Raw genomic sequence first — 16367 nt, 5'->3', positions numbered from 1 at the left:
TCGTATCTGCTACCCTTTGCCATGCCTGTACTGCCTCCTTTTTATCATCTCTCTTATCATACATGATTTAGGTCTGCATGGCATCTTTACTTTGTACTATTTTTATACTACCACTACTTTGACACCGCCCCGGATGATCTGGTTTGAGATGGAACTGTCTTCTCCAGTCAGGTCCACCATTTCCCCGTTCTTAGAGATGGTAAACTCAGCGGAGAGGGTGCCTTCCCCTAAATAACCGGTGGGAGGCGTCACTTCATCTACACGGTAACTGCCGTAAGGCAGAGCGTCCGCAGCAGTGGATGCCAGTCCAGAGGCATCGGTCTTGATGGTCAGGACGACTTCATCCTTCTGATAGGTCGTTCCATCGACGACTACCGGGTTCTCATTTAATGAGGTGATGGCAAACTCAGCGCCTTCCAGTGTAGCGCCGCCCTGGGGCGTGGTGCCGCCGGTTTCCAGATCTCGTTTCTGTACTTTGACACCGCCCCGGATGACAGCATCCGGTACATCCGGCGCCTGGTAAGCAGAGACAGTTTCTTCCGTACCGCTACTGGAAATCGGCAGAACGAACACCGTTTCATTGAGCTGGTAGCCTGCTGGCGCTTTGGTTTCCTGGATGGTCACGGTTCCAAGAGGCACGCACAGCGTTTTGCCGTCGCTTGCGTAGTAGAACGCACCTCCGCTGACCTTGTATTCCTCCGTAAAGGAAATCTCCCCGTCTTCTCCTGTACGGAATACCCAGGTGCGGGCAGGCTCACTGCCGCCTGCAGCCGGATCCGTATCGGAGATGGTGGTGTAGAACTTCACGGTAAACTCCGCATCCTTCAGGCTGGCAGCGCCCTGGGGAATGGCATCCTTTAAGTCTGCATCCAGCTTCTGAAGCACCAGGGAGAGGGGATTATTCTGGGGGATTTCCTTGACCTCTGCTTTTGCTGTTTCATTGGAAGAAACGGTCACATCATAGGCATTGGTATCCAGGGCGTATCCAGGAGACGGAGAAAGCTCTTTGATCGTGTAGCTGCCGACCTCAAGATCTCCGGATTTGGCATAGCCATTCTCATCGGTGGTCAATGTCTCTACCAGGTTGCTGCCCTGATAGATGCCATACTGAGCGCCTTTTAAGCTGTAATTGCCGTTCCCGTCAGAAACGGAGCTGTTTGCCGTGGATTTCTGGATCTCGATCCAGCCGTAGGGCTTTTCGTACCAGCATCCCGCTACGGTCTGGTTGCTGTCAGACGGAATGATAAAGGCACGGAAGGAGTCCGGCGGCGCAGGCAGTCCCTGGATCGCATTGGCGATCTCCACCGCCTTATCAATGTAGCTTTGGGGCGCGCCATAAAAGGCTCCGCTTCCGGCGTCGTAATTGCTGTACACATAGGAAGCCACCAGATGACCGATTACGTAGCGGTCATTTTCAGACCAGCCGCTTAAATAGGTGCCGGCGATGTTCTGCTCTTCATAGCCGTAACCGCCGGGCAGGTAGTAGAGCGCTTTGCGGAGCGCAGAGTCTTTTCCCAGCAGGTCGTACTGATAGCTGCCCGCCGCCGGCGTTTTCTTCATGGGCTGGACACAGTAGGCCGTGCCGTTGTTATCCACAGACATCTTTGTGGTGTAGTAATCGCCATAAGAGATTAATTCACCGGTCTGGAAATTAAGGGTTCCATCCGCCGCATGGGCTGTCATGGGGCTTGTGATGGCTGTCCCCGCAAGGACGATGGCTGCCATCAGGAAAGCGAAACAGCGGCGGAGGATGTGGGTTTTGATTCGTTTCATAAGTCTCCTCCTTTTCAAAAGGTACAGGGGAATGAAAAAAGGAAGTGCCTGCCCTGCATCAGACACTCCCCATGGGTTGCTTTGGCATCGTTACCCGGCTGCTTTTTGTCTGTGCCGTTCCAGGATCTCCAGAAGTTCCTGCCGGTCCGTAGTGATCAGCTCTTTTTCCAGGGCGGATGCCTTAAATTCCACAGTAATGTTATTGTTATTCGTGGATATCAGGCCATTGCCCCGCTGGAAGTGCGTAATGTTAAGAAGCTCCGTTTCGGAAAGATGTAGGATTTGTTTGACCCGCTGCGCCTCTTCGTCTTCCAGGTTCAGGACAAGTTTAGTCTTGCAGTTGTTTATGATTCCCTTTCCGTACTTGCCGTCGTCCAGGGCAAAAAAGTCGTTTAAATCCTGCGTTGCAAAGACGGCAGAACCGCCGTATCCCCGGATGATCTTGGCGATCTCCAGGACAAATTCTGCAGCCAGGCGGTTGCTGGACGCACCGATGAGCTGCCAGACCTCATCCACGAAGATGGCTTTTTCCTCCGTTCGGTTCTCCTTTGCGATATCCCAGACATAATCCAAGACGGTAAACATGCCCACTGTCAATAGATCCCCGGTCAGCTCGGAGATATCGAGAACCGTATACTTATTGGTCAGATCCACGTTGGTTTCCTGGTTAAAAGAGGAAGCAGAGCCGTGGACCAGCCGGTTTAAGATGTGGGCCATGCGTTTCGTGTCATCGCTTTCCATCAGGATATCGTAGACATCTTCCAGGATCGGCATGGGTTTATACCGGTCCGGATGAGCCGGATCGATCAGGGACTCGTTTTTGTGGGTGATCCCCTTTTTGGCATAGGTCTTGATCAGCGCCTCATCGAGAAGCTGCCGCTCCTCATGGGTCATGTCCGGGATGAGCAGGCTGAAGAAGATATGCAGCTTCTGGATCTTCCCGGCCAGTGCCGAGTTGTCCATGGAAGGACCGTCCAGCAGCTCATTGACGGAGTTATCCGTTTTCCGGATCTCCATGATGTTGATGCAGTTCCGGCTGGCGGGGGAAATCTGGATGAACTCCCCGCCGATATTCTTGCAGGCCCGGTAGAACTCATGCCCTTTCAGCGGCGCTATGATGAAGACTTTGATGTTCTTGCGCCGCATCCGGGTGGCAAAAAGCTGCATGGTAAAGGTTTTCCCTGCACCGGAGCAGCCCAGGATCGCCACGTTGGCATTTTTGTACTGCCTGGAATCAAAGATATCCGCAATGACAAGGCTGTTGTTGTGCTTGTTGACACCAAATAAAATCCCGTTGTCATCACAGATGGAGTAGCTGACAAAAGGATAGCAGCTTGCCGCCCCGCTGGTTAAAACGTTCCGCCTGGAAAGCTGATACAGCTTCTTATCCAGAGATGCCAGGGGCAGCGTGGATAAAAAGCCCTGCTCCTGCAGAAAGTAGCAGGTTCTCAGGTCCATGTCCTGGGAGATCAGGAGCTTTTTCATCTCCTGTACCCGCCACTGCAGTTCCTCGAAAGTAGAGGCTGTGACGGTAATGAGAAGGCTCATGTAATAAAAGTCTTCATTATTCGCCAGCCCCTGTTTTAAGAAATAACCGGAGCGGATGGCGGAATCCAGGTCATCATAGTCGGTATTGGTATCCGAGGCGTCCTTGATCTTGGAACGGTTGATCCGGATCTGCTGTCCCAGCCGCTGCTGGATCTTATCCTTTGGCTGCCGGTGGAGGTAAAAATCCACGTCAATGCCTTCCCCGGCGTTTACCAAAAGGGAGAGCCACCCCGGCACCACCCGGCTTTTGTAGCCGGATGACGGTACGTACAGATAGGAGTGGTAGACCCCGTTGATCAGCACATAGCTGGAGTGCCGGAAATCCAGGGTTTCCGGGGAGAGAAATTCACTGATGCGGATGTCCTCGTCGGGCCGGTTCTCCTTGGCGTACCGTGCTAGTACGGAAGCAATGCGCTCCTGCAAGGGATGGGTGGCGCAAAGGGAGCGGTTTAAGAGGGTGTACAAAACATCCGTGGTAAACTCATCCGGATTTTCATGTTCTGTCACCTCATTGCCGCACTGGTACAGAAAGGTCTTGGCTGTCTGCGCCGTCGTTTCAAGAGACTCTAAGATCTCCCGTTCCGTCACCTTCCGGTTGACGTTAAAAGGTTCATATTCCATAACAAGGAAAAACCGCCGGGAAACGGCCTCCCTGGAACTTAGGTTCCGGACAAACTTCAGGTAATCCTCCTGCAGCTCCCGGCACCGGGGATCCGTTTCATTTTCCAGCTCCTGTCTGGATTTCTCCAGATGCTGGTTGATGTCCGCCCGTTTGGAGATCATCTTGATCTGCAGCTTTACCGGGCTGATCTTCAGGTAGCTGATAAAGCTGTAGATGATCCCCATCTGCTCCCTGGCACTTCGGAGCAGGAAGTTGATGGGCTCGACTTCCAGGATCTTTACATACCGTCCATCCGTTGTGTAAATGACACCGTGGGCAATCTTTTCAATCGGAAGGTAGTCCTCTATGGTCTGAAACTTCCGTTTCTTTTTCCTGGCGGAAGACTGGGATGCTGTCTGACGGGATTTTGAAGCACTTTTTTGTACAGCCTTATCATCTTGCGTCTCCCTTGCCTTTCGGTCCTCTGCCTTGCGGGCCGCTTTCGTCTGCCGTGCAGCAAGGCGGGCGTCCTGCGCAGCCTGTTTCTTTTTGGCACGGAGCTTTTCCTTCTCCGCCCGCTCTTCCCGGCGCTTTGCTATCTTTGCGCATTTCTGCTCATAGGCTAACTGCCGGATATCTTCTCTGGCCTGCCTGCGGATGCCCCGCCGGGTGGAGGTATCGAAGGATTTATGCTCACGAACCTTTGGCTCCCGTTTCTTTTTCCGTTTCGTTTTCCCAGAAGGAGTGGGGGAAGGGGAGCCGGACAGATCCTGCTGGGGCGCCTCTTTCGTGGGAGGTGCATCGTCCTGCTGACCGGCCCCCTCAAAAGGGGGAGAATCCTCCAAAGAGCCCTTTTTCGCCTTTTTCTTCCGGCGTTCCCGTTTGGCGGGTTTTTTGGCTTCTTTCGTGCCAGGCAGCTTCTGCCGTTTCCTCTTTGGCTCCGGCATTGCGTCAGAGCGGTAAATCACCCGCCGGTTCTTCAAAAAACGCAGGGCGTTCATAAGGAAAGCGGTGATGCTTTCCCCGCCGATCCCGATGAGGGATACCATGGCCGCCGGAAGGGCAGTCATGCACAGGATGATGATGCGGGTAGTCAGGGAAAACGGCAGGTGGACCACCGGCACCCCGATCAGCAGGGCGAAAATAATGGCTTCAATGGCATTGCGGATGTCAAAGGTGCCGTTTAAGATCTTGCCCTTTTCGATGAAGTTTGGCGGGATAAAGGAGGTCCGCTGCTCATCCGGATTGCTCATGGCAGCACCTCCTCTCCGTCCTGGGTGTTCTGTGCGGGATCCGCAGCATTTGCGGAAGTTCCGCTTTGCGTAGTTCCCGTTTCTTCTGTCCCGGTATCCGGTGCAGGCTCTTCTGGTGCGGTCACATCCGCATAGCCGCCTTCCTGGCGCTGCTCCACTTCACTGCTGGAGACAGAAGGGAGGGTATCCACTACCGGTTTTTCATAAGTTTTTCCAGATGTCCCCAGCACCGTCCGCTCCTCTCCAAAAGAAAAAGCACCCGTCATGGTGTCATAGAACACTGGAAGGGTGCTGTCATCGGACAGGAGAAAATGCAGTTCAACTGTGGTGGTATCCGGATACCCGGTTTCATCCGGCAGATATTCTGCCGATGTAATGTCTGTCCGCCCGATAAGAGTAAGATATAGCGGAAACTGCTCCTTTAGGGATGCAGTCTGGGCGGAGGAGAAGAACTGGCTCAGTTCTTCAAAGGATAAAAAGTCCATCTCGGTCAGCTCCTCTGGCTGTGTTGTCTCTTCCTGGGTGGCGGCCTCTTCCTGTGCCTCTGGATCCGGTGTTTCCTTTTGTTCCCGGAGCTTGGAGGGAAGAAAGATGGCGACCAATAGGAGAAAGAGCATCAGGAGGATGGACAAGATCAGTTTTAATCTGCTCATAAGCACTCCTCTATTTCTTCTCGAAAATCCAATACTGCGAGGAAGTCGCATGGATTTCCGTCATCATGTCAAATGCACGGCTCACGTAGTTCTTGGAGTCGCTATCATTGGGATCGTTTACCAGCACCTTCCCGTCCGCAGTCAGCCCCCGCAGGACGATAAAATGCCCCCCGGACGTGAATAATCCGGGACTCTGGGAGGAGATGACCGGACGGCCTTCTGATAACGCCTGCAGCACCGCATTGGCATCCGTGGTCTGGGTGACGCTTCCGCATCCGAAATGAGAAGCCGCCGCCTGGAAATAGGACCAGTAGGTGCCTTCCCCCGCCTTATAATAGGAATTGCCGCACCAGGCGACTGCATCCACCGGAGTAATGGTGCTGCCAGTCAGGTAGCTTGCTACCATGGCAAAGGCGGTAGGCCCGCAGCCGCAGTCCGCAATGGAGCCGGTGCCGTAAGGGATGTTTCCGTATTCCGTCTGGATGTAGAGGGGGATCTGCATCCCGTTCGCCGGGTAAGTGCCGCCGGTATTCAGTACCTGGTAATAGCGCAGGACATGATCCACGTACTCCTTGTCCCCGTAGATGGAATAGTTCCAGCCGGGCCGGGCGCACATCATGTCGGAGTAGGCAATGGCGTTTTCCTTTGTGTAGCCGCCATCCCGTTCCATCGCCCAGTCGATGTAAGCGGAACCGTAATTATAGCCCTGGAGGGCCAGCTTGATCCGGTCCAGGTCCGTCGGCCCGGTGCATCCGGCTTTCTGCAGGACGTCCCGGAGTGCCTGGATGCCGCACTCAATGGAGTATTCCGGATCAGTGATCGTGCCGGGGCCTCTGGGGAACCGGGTATTGTATCCGCTTTCCGATGCCTGCATGGGATCGCTTCCCCGTCCGCCGGATTCCTGCATCATGACGGCGAGGATCAGCTCCACGTAATCGCTCATTCCATACCGGGCGGCAATCTCGGATACCAGTGGCCGGTAGGCAAGCACCTCATCACTTAAGTTGATCGCCATAGCCGTGCCGGAGGCAGCGCCAAAGAAGAGGGTCAGGTTACTGGCGTAGTTTTCCGCCAGTTCCTTTTGTTCCTCGCTCAAGTAAAATACATGGTCAGCAAAATAGGCGTCACCGGCAAAGGAAACGGTATAGGTATAGCGGGTAAATGTAACGGTTTCCGTCTGAGGAGTTTCCCCTTCTGCGGCTTCCGTCTCCACTTCCACAGAAACGGTTTCTTCCGCTACATCATAAGAAAAAAGCCCGTCCTTGTTTTCCCGGATCAGGCTTTGGAGTTTGTCAATATTGATATTTTCATAATCATCCTGGCTCGCACAGAACTGGGAGATTAAAAGATGGGCATTGACCGCTATGGTTGTCTCATAGGGATCTACGATCTGTACGGTGGACCCCTCCGGAAGAGCGGCAATGGCAGTGTTGATCTCTTCTAAAAGATCCGCATGGCTTTCTTCCAGGACTTCAACAATCGCCTGCCTGGCGTTCTGGATATTTTCATTGATCAGGGCATTGCTGTTTAAAGCCCCGGTGTTTTCTGTCAGGGATCCGAAGATCAGCCCTGGCAGCATCAGGATGAATAGCACGGGAAGCAGTAAAAACCCCAGGATAACGGCTCCGGCTTTCAATAGGGTATGCCGGTTTGCGATGGCAGCACTGATGGCTGCTGTAAAGGGACCGGCTGCCGCACCCGCCACGGTCTTGGACAGATGGGCGGCGGTCTTCATGGCATGTAAGTGGGAGGCTGCACTGGTGCCTACATCGACAGCTTCCCCAAGGCCGGAGCTTTGCTCCGCCATTTACATCCGGTCCTTTCGCTGGGGTGCCGGCGGGAGCTTCTGGACAATGGATTCGTTGTAGGCGACTTTTCCATTGCCAGCGTCATACGGCGTTTTCTCCACCGTATCCTGTGCGTACTGCTTATACCAGGCAGTGCCGTCCACGGATTGGACCGTCTCAAAGCTGCCATGGGTAGGCGCCGCATATTGGTCAGCACTGTAAAGGGCAAATTCCCGGCTGCCGGCATCCGTTTTTTCCACGCCGGTCATCCGTCCACCGCCAATCTCCATGTTCGAGTAGGTGGCAGCATCCGGAGCAGAGGTGTCGATGCCCATGTAGGAGGCATAGGCTTTTGCCGCATCCTCCCCTTTGATAGAGCCGACCTGCCCGTAATTGCCCTGGGCGATATTGCTGATCACGTGATTGGCAAAGTCTCCGCCTTTCTTGAGCGAGGACTGATAGAGCATATTCCCGACGCTGGGCCCTTCCGAATAATGGGTAGCGGCATTGACCGCTTCCCGCTGTACCTGGCGCCCCACCGCACCGGCAAGGCCGCCGGATAAGAAGCTGCCGCCAACGGCTGCGCTTCCGGGAGAAGATGCCCTGCGGTATCCGCCGCCACCACCATGCCCATGGAAGGCTCCGGCAAGGCCCCGGCCTGCAATGAGCAGTTCCGCCATCATGTTCCCTCCGGTATTTCCTACATTAATCCCCAGGGATGCCATAAAGCTGTCGATCTTCTGGGAAACCTTGAGGAAAGCAATGGCACAGAGGAACCAGATGAACACATTTCCGGTCACGGCTTCCTTTCCCTGTTCTGCTACGGCTTCCTCCACCTGGGCTTCTGTCAGCTCTGCCGCAAAGACCGGCATGGAGCAGAACAAAACCAGGCAGGAAACCAGTACCAGGGCAGTGAGGATTGGTTTTTTGTATTTCATGGACTCCTCCTTTCATCAGAGTGATAACGGGTTTGCGAGGAAAGTGCCGACCATGCTGGTAAACAGCCGCAGGCACCAGGCGTTCATCAATAATAGGAAGAACTGCCCGCCCAGCATCCGGCACCAGGAATGGAAGATGTTCCCGGTGGACTGGGAGGCACCTGTGGCAAAGGCAACCGGCGCCGTATAGACCAGCACTCCCAAAAGGATGTAGCGTTCCGCTGCCTCAAAGAGCAGCTTGATGTAATTCCACGCCAAAATCAAAACTAAAATCAGGGCGATAATCGCCACGGCTCCATTGGCGCATACACCCAGGATGACGGTGATGACTGAATTGAAGCTGGCAAAATCCAGGGAGGGAAGCTCCTCCGTTAAGATCCAGTCATAAGGCGTCCCGGCGATGCCAAGGAGCAGGTTCACGATGTCTTCCGCATAAAAGGCCAGGAAGATAAAAATAAAAGAACGGATGGAAAGTTTCAGGGGATCCTCCGCTTCGATTCCGGCACCCATGAAGTAGTTCTTGAAAAGCTGCCACACCCAGTTTAAGAGGATGAGGCCAAGAGCCAGTGCCAGAAACACATCGTACATGGTTTCAGCTGCAGGAAAATAGCGCAGGAACGTGTCCATGGAGCAGCCGAGGGCGCCCAGGACTGAAGTGGTGATCAGATCCAGGATGTTCATGACCTGTTCTGCAATCCATTCCACGATTCCGTCCAGTATTCCCATGTGGTTTCCTCCTTTCCGGGCTTATCCGCTGTATGTGCCTCCGGCAAAGAACGGGGTAATGTATGCCATAATAAAACCAAGGCCGTTCAGAATCGCCCAGGTGATGATGATCCGCTTCAGCCAGGCACGGCTCTCATCCACGGTCTTGCCGGATTTCGAGAAATTCATCAAAAGCAGCGCCACGGATGCGGTCACTACGGCGGCAATGGTGGATATGAGGACGATCTGGTTATAAACATCCTTCATGATCTCATTGGCCTTGTCCCACATATTGGAAGCAAGCACCGGCTGGACATTCGCTGCGATAAGCGTAAAGAGCAGGAAGGCTGCGTAGAGGTATTTCCCGTAGCAGACCGTCCGCTTTTTCTCCGGTGAAGAGTTTGCAGGTAACTGTTTCATGTATGACCTCCTTCATTGATCTTGAAAAAACGGACGGGATTGCTTTTCCCGCCCGTGCTTATAATTTCCTGCCTCAAAAAGCAAAAGCAGCCCGGTCAATGCGGACTACTTCTGCAAAGCCATATGAAGTTGTTGAAGGGAAACCTCCTTTCCCTGCACGAAAAAACGCAGCCAATCCGGGCGGGAGGCTGCCGCCTTTGGATGCGCTGCGTTTTCGCTGCATATAATTTTGACAGTACCTATTGTAACACGGGGAAATTTACGGCACAATCGCAAAACCGTGCCAGTTTCGTGCGAAACCGGGAAGAATATGTGCCACGGTCAGAACGAAGAGAAAGCGGGAAGATTTGGGGAGAAGAATTATTCTGAACCTGGGAGATGGACATCCCGAAAGAAGGTGTTATAGTCCACCTGAAAGATCTGGGACAGACCAGCAAGGACCGAGATGCGGATGCTGTAGGTACCGCCTTCGATCTGAGAGTAGATGCTCCGGGTGATGTCGAGATCCATAAGCTGCAGTTTGGAAACCACCTGGTCCTGCGTCAGTTTCCGCTCCATACGGAGGGAGCGGATGGTTTCGCCAATCTGAATATCCTGTTTCAGTTTTTGTTCCATGAAAGAAGCCTCCTTTTTCGTGTTTCCGGGAGTATGCCGAAACCGATCTCGTGAATTTGCAATGTATTCATTGCAGTTTCCTTGATTCTACTGGATATTCCGAGTATAATTGCAATGTATTCATTGCAAAACCGCAGGGGCTTAGGCCCTGCGGTCAGTTCTGTTTCTCTACCAGGGAGGCTTTGGAGAGCAGCTCCTGGATCGTTTCGATGGTTTTGTTATCCAGGGAGCTGACATATTGGATGAGGTTTAAGGCAGCCGGTGACATCCTGTAATCATGCGCCTGGCATAAAAGCCAGCGATCCATAGACAGGCTGAAGGTTTTGGAAAGGACCATGGCAACTTCCAGAGATGGAAGTTGTTGTCCACGTTCAATCTTGGTATAGTATGAATAGGAAATGCCTGCTTTTTCTGCAGCATATTCCTGGGTGTATCCGAGCTGGAGCCGTCGTTCCTTCAGGATCCTGCCGATCCGCCTGATTTCAGATTGTTCCATGTCCTTTACACCCCCTTTCCATGTTTGCCTTTATGGTAAGACATAAATAGTGCCTGAACCACACACTATTTATGCTCATAACAGACACAAATAATGCTTGTTACAGACATAAATAAAGCGGGAGGAAGGACGATGCAGAAGGGAAAGTATTACCGGATGAGGAAAGAACTGGTATGGGGAGCGGGCATCCTGGCAGCCATGCTTCTTTTTTTCACAGCTTTTGGGAAAATGAAAGATACGGCAGATATGCCGCAACAGGGGAGATTCACTTCTATGGAGTATAAAGAACTGCCGCCAGCCCAGTCGGAGCTGTCGGATCCGGAGGGGTGTTATCTGTGCGGTACAGCAAAGGAAAGCCTGATGGGATATTTCCGGCAGTTTGATGATCTGGGGATTATCAGTGTAAACCAGTGGTATGTGCTGGATTTCGGTATCCTGCCTCATGAGGAGGACGGAGCAGATACCAGCGGCACCAGGACTGCCATGACAGGCACAGGGGATGGTGGAGATTTCTTTTCCAGCACACAGACGTCCTCCCGTGGGATTTCCACGGTGGAAGTCAGTTATGGGGAAGATAGCATCCTGGATGTGGAGAAGGCAAAAGCTATTCTTTGCCAGGACTGCCTGGATAAGCTGCTCGCTGTCATGGAAACCTACGGACCGGAAGGGGAGGAACCAAAGCCCAGAGATCTCTGCCTGGTGGATTTTCAGACGTTGGAGCTGTATTCCCTGCAGGAGCAGTATATCAGCTACTACATCCGGGATTATTATGTACGGATGGATCAGACGGATGGCGGGATAAAGATTGAAGCGGTATATGTGCCGGAAAGAGAGTAGCGGGAAGACTATCCAAAATAAAATTTCCCAATAACAAGAAATATGTTATAATACAATTGTGGTGGCAAAATTTCTCAGAAAGGGGGAAATATTGTCTTTTTTTGTTATTCTATGTTGGATTGGTTGAGTGAAAATATGAAAATGAAAATGTGCTTTCATATAAGGAGGCGTGTGGGGGTTCTTCTTTATCTTGTTCTGATTATAGTATTTTTAGTGCTGGCCGTTGTGACAGATCTTCAATGCTGTGAGTCTGAATTGTTAAAGTGCCTGCATCGCTATGTTAGCGTATTGCAGAAAAAGTCTCTTGAGGATTTACAGGATATGATGGAAATCGTCTGGGGAATAGCAATTACAATAACAATATTTATGATGGAAATCAGTAATCAATATCGTTACGGGATATCTCTTAAAACTGTAGTAAATTATTCTCTAATGCGGGGAACAGTTTTTGTAGGTATGGCGGGATATCTGATGTTGTATCCTCTGATGTTTGTGGCGGTTGAACTGTCTATGAAATGTATGGCACTGTGGTGTGCAGGAGCGACAATTGTTACATTTGGCTCTGCGCTTGCGTTCAGTCTACTGATATTTCGGAAAAAATCTGTGAGAAAGCTTTTAGTCAGTCTTACGATTGAGAAGATTAGAAAACTTGATAAAAGAGCCGAAAAGGAGATCATTAATCTACACAGCCAGATTGACAGCCTTCCTGTTACGGATTTTATGATACATATTAATTATGATAATGCAGAGGAAACCCGTTGTTTGGTTGAGGTGCTGTCAACAGTGTTTTGTAGTATCAGGTCGAAGAAAGTTGAAGATGGCCTCAGTATGATCGATATGACTTTATTAACAGCCTGGAGTACACATATAATTTATAAGTCAGGTACAGCCACGGAAGAGGAGCAATCGAGAACTACAAGACTGTTGGTTGAATTATGGAGAAAGCTTCCGGAAGATAATAGGATTGTCTATACTGTTCAGATGCTCATTCCATTTGTGGAGATGAAGGATAATGTGGGAATAGAGATAATGTGCAGATTTCTCAGGATTATAATCCAGGATGAATCTGTTATTATGTTATACCTACTGTTATATTCGGAATACAGATACTGGTTTGTGTACGACAGAATTTTGGAGTGGTTTAATATAGGAGAACAGTATCCGTGGAAATGGATAGAAAGTATACTTACTGGGGCAGAGAAACTGGATAGAGAACTTGCATGGTGTTTCTGGAAATCATGGAGATTTTATAACATGTATGACGGGCAGATTGGACTCGATCATTTCTATGCATTTTGTCAAGATGCGGAACATGTAAAAGAGAGAGAAAAGAAACACACGCCCAATTCTGTTATATTTAAAAAATTACTGGAGGAACGAGTGTATGAAACATTTTGATTTGATGGCTTTATATTATCCGGAAGCCTGCATCAAGTCAGAAGAAGGACGGTATATCGAAATAAGGTCCGTGAAGAATTATAAGGAGTATAGGCTTTGCCGGACAAAAGGGAATGTAAATTTAACAGATTACTGGTTTGCAATGGCAGATGCCGGGAAAAGACAGCCGCTCGCCTATGGATGCCAGTTTATTAGCATGATCAGCGATGAAGAACAAGCGGAAAATAGCTGGACTTCAGGACATGAAGGCCAGGAAATATGCTGTGCCTTTTTTAAGTTCAGATTAGAAGAACTTAATGAAAAGTTCAGATTAGAAGAGGCCAATATATCTGTCCAAGATATAAAAAATCTGATTTCCGGGGCGCTTAATAATTACAAAGATGAACCTGCAGATATCATCGAGTATAAATGGTTTTATACAATAGATAATGCTGATGCGATTCTAGTCTTTTTCAGTGATGATAAAGTGAAGATACAAAAAGCAGTAAAGCGGATAAAAAATGTTAAATATATGGTAAATGAAGAAGGGAGGGAAAAAGAAGAGAAACAAAGAGAGGAATCTGTATATTATTCTGATTATTATGTAACGGGGCGGTGCGAAAAACTGCGACAAGAAGATGAAAGAGAGGATCAAAAGGCAGACCAGGAAGCTGGATTTATGATTAAAGATTTTAGTATTGAAAATGGCAATGCATTACCTCAGCGTCAGATACGTGAGGATGGATGGTGTGAACAGACTCTTACAATATTGCAGAAATGCATTGGGGAATATGAGAAAGCCAAAAACAAGAAGATGGTTGCCTATTATCAGGCATTGGGGCAGATTGTTAACGTCTTGTCACAATATGAGCAAGAAAATCCGCTAAAGGATTACTTTTATATTTTTTATCCCTCGATTGTGTTGTTCATCAAACAGTTGAATCAGAGTATTGCATTGCTTAATGATTCAGGGAAGGAGGGAGATGAATGTGACGATCCGATTAAAATAAAATATGAGAAAATGCAGGTTCTGGAATCCGGTATTAGTGAATTCATCGATACGATTGAAATGCTGATGAGGCATATGGGGCAGAGCTGCGCTGATATGCTCAGTGATTTAGGAAGACAGGGACTACCTTATGATATACCATTGCGGTTGTGTTTAATGTATATGTCATATTTGAATGTCCTGACTAGTTACTTAAATGACACAGAATATGAGTATCAGTTTTGTCTTGCACCGCTGGTATACTCTAGACCTACTACGAATTATATCGATCTTGGTCTCCCGCCGGGGGATCGGCTGATTAGGATCCGGCTATCACGGCACTGTATGTTTATGCCGAGATCATTGTTGATAATTTTGTCTCATGAAGCGCTGCATTATATAATTAACGATGAGCAGCGGATAATTAGGGCAAAATATTATATACCTGTAATAGCGCTAGTTCTTACTTATGAGATTGTTCCATATCATCTACTGCGTGACTGCAGGATTGAATCCATGGATGAAAAGGCTATTCTGGAGAAATATCTAGAAATTGTTAGAAGGCATATAATGAAGTATGCAGAAAAATTTTTAAAGGATCAGGTTTTCTCCCAAAAGGAAGATCCGTGTGCTTTTCATTTATCTCAGGTATTTGAAAGAGTAAAAATCGGATGCCTTGCCATGGTTTACGATGCAAAAAATGAGCTTCGGAGATGTATAACACAGATTGATTCACAAACAATCAGAGCACTGAATGCGTTAAATGTACCGGAAAAGCTTATCAGAAAAATATATATAGTACAGGAACAGATAATAAAGCAGTGTGAAAGAATATGGCAGGAGGACCATTTTAATCAGAATATGGCAAACATTACAACTCTGTTCAGGGAGATTTATCCTGATTTGGGAACAGTGATGTTGCTGGATCTTTCACCGGTAGATTATCTGGAGGCAATTTTGATATCAGAAAGTTATGATCCTGATCCGGACATTATTAGCGATGTGCTGGTAACCAGGGTGGCAATCCTTAAAATGGTAATGGAAGACGGCAGCGAGGCAAATGACTGGAAAAAGAAATGGAATGATATCAGCCGTGAGGATTTGAATCAAAATCAGTTTTTGATTGAACTTAAAAAGAAAGTAGAGCAGGTGTGTGTAAAGTTTACAGAAAACGCCAAGGAAGCCGATGGAAACGAATCAGACGTGCAGGAAGGGGGAATCATGTATTGTCTGCAAATTTTAAAGTTTGAAAAGGAATATTTGAAAAAATGTAAAATGTTCCTGGGGAAAAAAATCGGGAAAAAATCGAAAAAAAGAGATATCCTGCTTGCTCTATTCCGTCAGTTTGCTGTATATGAAAAGGCTGAAGAAGAGGATCCTTCAGCGCAGGATATGTTTAAGGCTTTGGATGAACTTATTTTCTGCTGTAAGAAGGACATAAAGGATGCCTATGATAGATGAGGAAAAAGCTGAAAAATGATTGACACTAAAAAGAAATCTATGATAAAATGAAAGAACTATTGATATATTTGTTGTACAGCTTATTGGTTTTCCCCCTGACGACAGAAAGGCGAAGGAGTGGATTATGGAGAGTATAGGATTGATCAGTAAAAACAAAAAGAAAGTAAAGAAGTTTTTCCTCGGGCATGATTCGACTAATCGTCCGAATGCTTTTACTGATTTGCAGGATGATGCGACGCATGCAGACAGAAGTACAGGTAAACAAGTCTGGTCAGCAACTTTTATGGATAAAACGGATGCTCAATTGCTAAAAGAACTTGAAAAATTAGTGCGCCATTAAGTACTATAAATTTTTATGAACCGTTGTATTTCCGACTATAAGGAGTTGCAACGGTTTTTTAGTATACGGTTTTGCTATTACTGGATGTCTTTTGCTTTCATTTTGTCACTTCCTTATCCCAAAAAATGAGAATTCATTATGGAAGATGGTAAATCCCTTGGGAGATATTTTAATATGGCGGTATTTTTTGAAAGACTGGGGTAGGGATCATAGTAGAAGAAACGGATTAGTTGTAAATCACATGAGAGACCATAGTAAAACAGTCCGATGAACGGATGGTTGTCGATATTATGCCTATGATATTGATTGAATATAGATTATGCAAAAAGTAACCGCTCCTGATCAATGTGAATCACAGGAATGCGGTTACTTTTCGTAACTGGTTAATTTTTGAACAAACGTTTATCGAAGTTCCTTTTTCTATGATAAAGATTGGGGAACAGGATGATTTAGCTTGAGGGCGTAAAATTTTCTGTGTCTATGGGAAAAATTCTTCTTTGATAAGAAACAGATATGTATAATTGCCTTGTCGGAACTTCTGCTTTTTGGCTGTCGAATTACTTATCTGTTTATAG

The 16367-nt window shown here is 48.5% G+C and carries 13 protein-coding genes; 4 read left to right on the top strand and 9 right to left on the bottom strand.

All coding sequences use genetic code 11. The features are described 5' to 3' along the window. Positions 1–102: 102 nt before the first annotated feature. From B5F87_RS18930 to B5F87_RS18885, 9 genes are all read right to left on the bottom strand, one after another. Positions 103–1773, bottom strand: a complete 1671-nt coding sequence (locus B5F87_RS18930; RefSeq protein WP_087283878.1) for a thioester domain-containing protein — start codon at positions 1771–1773, stop codon at positions 103–105. Between the two features lie 90 nt (positions 1774–1863). After that, complete coding sequence (locus B5F87_RS18925) at positions 1864–5175, bottom strand: ATP-binding protein (RefSeq protein ID WP_087283875.1); 3312 nt, start codon at positions 5173–5175, stop codon at positions 1864–1866. Continuing rightward, positions 5172–5828, bottom strand: a complete 657-nt coding sequence (locus tag B5F87_RS18920) for a DUF5038 domain-containing protein (protein ID WP_158097105.1) — start codon at positions 5826–5828, stop codon at positions 5172–5174. Before B5F87_RS18920 ends, B5F87_RS18925 begins: the two co-directional genes overlap by 4 nt. Before the next feature lie 10 nt (positions 5829–5838). After that, entirely contained in the window at positions 5839–7635 is a 1797-nt protein-coding gene (locus B5F87_RS18915; protein ID WP_087283870.1) for a lysozyme family protein, read from the bottom strand. Continuing rightward, a complete protein-coding gene (locus B5F87_RS18910) occupies positions 7636–8553 on the bottom strand; it encodes a hypothetical protein (RefSeq protein WP_087283868.1) in 918 nt (305 codons plus the stop codon). It abuts the gene before it with no gap. Between the two features lie 15 nt (positions 8554–8568). Further along, complete coding sequence (locus B5F87_RS18905; protein WP_087162270.1) at positions 8569–9279, bottom strand: hypothetical protein; 711 nt, start codon at positions 9277–9279, stop codon at positions 8569–8571. Between the two features lie 21 nt (positions 9280–9300). After that, the gene (locus tag B5F87_RS18900; protein WP_015574505.1) at positions 9301–9678 is read right to left on the bottom strand and encodes a hypothetical protein; all 378 of its coding nucleotides are present in this window, start codon (positions 9676–9678) and stop codon (positions 9301–9303) included. 360 nt (positions 9679–10038) lie between these two features. Then, positions 10039–10293 carry a helix-turn-helix transcriptional regulator gene (locus tag B5F87_RS18890; RefSeq protein ID WP_087283865.1) on the bottom strand — a complete coding sequence of 85 codons (255 nt, stop codon included), beginning with the start codon at positions 10291–10293 and terminating at the stop codon, positions 10039–10041. A 154-nt stretch (positions 10294–10447) separates the two neighbouring features. Further along, complete coding sequence (locus tag B5F87_RS18885) at positions 10448–10789, bottom strand: helix-turn-helix transcriptional regulator (RefSeq protein ID WP_087202377.1); 342 nt, start codon at positions 10787–10789, stop codon at positions 10448–10450. A gap of 132 nt (positions 10790–10921) precedes the next feature. Here B5F87_RS18885 and B5F87_RS18880 point away from each other — a divergent pair, with 132 nt between their 5' ends. From B5F87_RS18880 to B5F87_RS18865, 4 genes are all read left to right on the top strand, one after another. Further along, positions 10922–11626: a hypothetical protein gene (locus tag B5F87_RS18880; RefSeq protein WP_087283862.1), complete on the top strand. Its 705-nt coding sequence runs from the start codon at positions 10922–10924 to the stop codon at positions 11624–11626. 321 nt (positions 11627–11947) lie between these two features. After that, positions 11948–13024: a hypothetical protein gene (locus B5F87_RS18875; RefSeq protein WP_140401530.1), complete on the top strand. Its 1077-nt coding sequence runs from the start codon at positions 11948–11950 to the stop codon at positions 13022–13024. After that, positions 13011–15452 carry a hypothetical protein gene (locus B5F87_RS18870; RefSeq protein WP_087283857.1) on the top strand — a complete coding sequence of 814 codons (2442 nt, stop codon included), beginning with the start codon at positions 13011–13013 and terminating at the stop codon, positions 15450–15452. The genes B5F87_RS18875 and B5F87_RS18870 overlap by 14 nt, the downstream gene beginning before the upstream one ends. Before the next feature lie 124 nt (positions 15453–15576). Then, positions 15577–15792, top strand: a complete 216-nt coding sequence (locus B5F87_RS18865) for a hypothetical protein (RefSeq protein WP_087283855.1) — start codon at positions 15577–15579, stop codon at positions 15790–15792. Positions 15793–16367 lie beyond the last annotated feature (575 nt).

Origin of the sequence: Eubacterium sp. An3 (genome assembly GCF_002159465.1) — a bacterium.
Taxonomy (GTDB): domain Bacteria; phylum Bacillota; class Clostridia; order Lachnospirales; family Lachnospiraceae; genus Anaerobutyricum; species Anaerobutyricum stercoris.
The sequence above is the reverse complement of the archived record's forward strand: the minus strand, read 5'-3'. Positions and strand labels throughout refer to the sequence as shown.